The organism is Pseudomonas sp. 05N434 (genome assembly GCF_056396965.1).
In genome coordinates this window covers 1-1,333 of sequence record NZ_JBFTMK010000861.1, presented here as the reverse complement: position 1 = coordinate 1,333, position 1,333 = coordinate 1, and the positions used below count along the sequence as shown (strand labels likewise).

The 1,333-nt window shown below is 63.1% G+C and carries 1 protein-coding gene; it reads right to left on the bottom strand.

Going from position 1 to position 1,333, the window contains the following annotated elements; all coding sequences use genetic code 11:
• Positions 1 to 1,333: phosphoenolpyruvate synthase (gene ppsA / locus AC1DLB_RS30180; RefSeq protein WP_477786304.1), on the bottom strand; the 1,333-nt coding region annotated here is incomplete at both ends.

Below are 1,333 nucleotides of genomic sequence, written 5' to 3'. Positions count from 1 at the left end.
GGCCAGGCCCACACCGGCGTTCGGCAGTTGCGCGAAGTCGAAGGCGCGGTCCGGGTTGCCGACGTTCATCATGATCTTGAACGGCAGCTCCGGCATGGCATCCACGGAGTTTTTCTTGATGTCGAAGCCCAGTTCGCCTTCGAAGATGTAACCGGTGTCGCCTTCAGCGCAGGAAACGGTCACGCCCTGGCCGTCTTTCAACAGCTGGGTGGCGTTGCCGCAACCGACCACGGCCGGGATGCCCAGCTCGCGAGCGATGATCGCCGCGTGGCAGGTACRGCCGCCACGGTTGGTGACGATGGCGCTGGCGCGCTTCATGACCGGTTCCCAGTCCGGGTCGGTCATGTCGGAAACCAGCACGTCGCCCGGCTGGACTTTGTCCATCTCGGACACGTCCTTGATGATCCGCACCTTGCCGGCGCCGATGCGCTGGCCGATGGCGCGACCTTCCACCAGCACGGTGCCGGTTTCTTTCAACAGGTAACGTTCCATGACGTTGGCCTGGGTGCGGCTCTTCACGGTTTCCGGACGGGCCTGCACGATGTAGAGCTTGCCGTCGTCGCCGTCTTTGGCCCATTCGATGTCCATCGGGCACTTGTAGTGCTTCTCGATGATCATCGCCTGCTTGGCCAGCTCGCTGACTTCGGCGTCGGTCAGGCAGAAACGCGCACGATCGGCCTTGTCCACGTCGATGGTCTTGACCGATTTACCGGCGCGGGCTTCGTCACCGTAGATCATCTTGATGGCTTTGCTGCCCAGGTTGCGACGCAGGATGGCCGGGCGACCGGCTTCCAGCGTGCCTTTGTGGACGTAGAACTCATCCGGGTTCACCGCGCCTTGTACGACGGTTTCACCCAAGCCGTAGGCGCCGGTGATGAACACCACGTCACGGAAGCCTGATTCGGTATCGAGGGTGAACATCACCCCGGCGGTGCCGGTTTCGGAGCGGACCATGCGCTGCACGCCAGCCGACAAGGCCACCAGCTTGTGGTCGAAGCCCTGGTGCACGCGGTAGGAAATGGCGCGGTCGTTGAACAGGGAGGCGAACACCTCTTTGGCGGCGCGAATGACGTTTTCGACACCACGGATGTTCAGGAAGGTTTCCTGCTGACCGGCGAAGGAAGCGTCCGGCAGGTCTTCGGCGGTAGCGGAAGAGCGCACGGCCACGGCCATGTCAGGGTTGCCGGCCGACAGCGTGGCGAACGCGGTGCGGATCTCGGCGTTGAGCTTCTCGGGGAACTCGGCTTCCATGATCCATTGACGGATCTGGGCGCCGGTCTTGGCCAAGGCGTTTACATCATCGACGTCCAGGGCGTCGAGGGCGGCATGGATC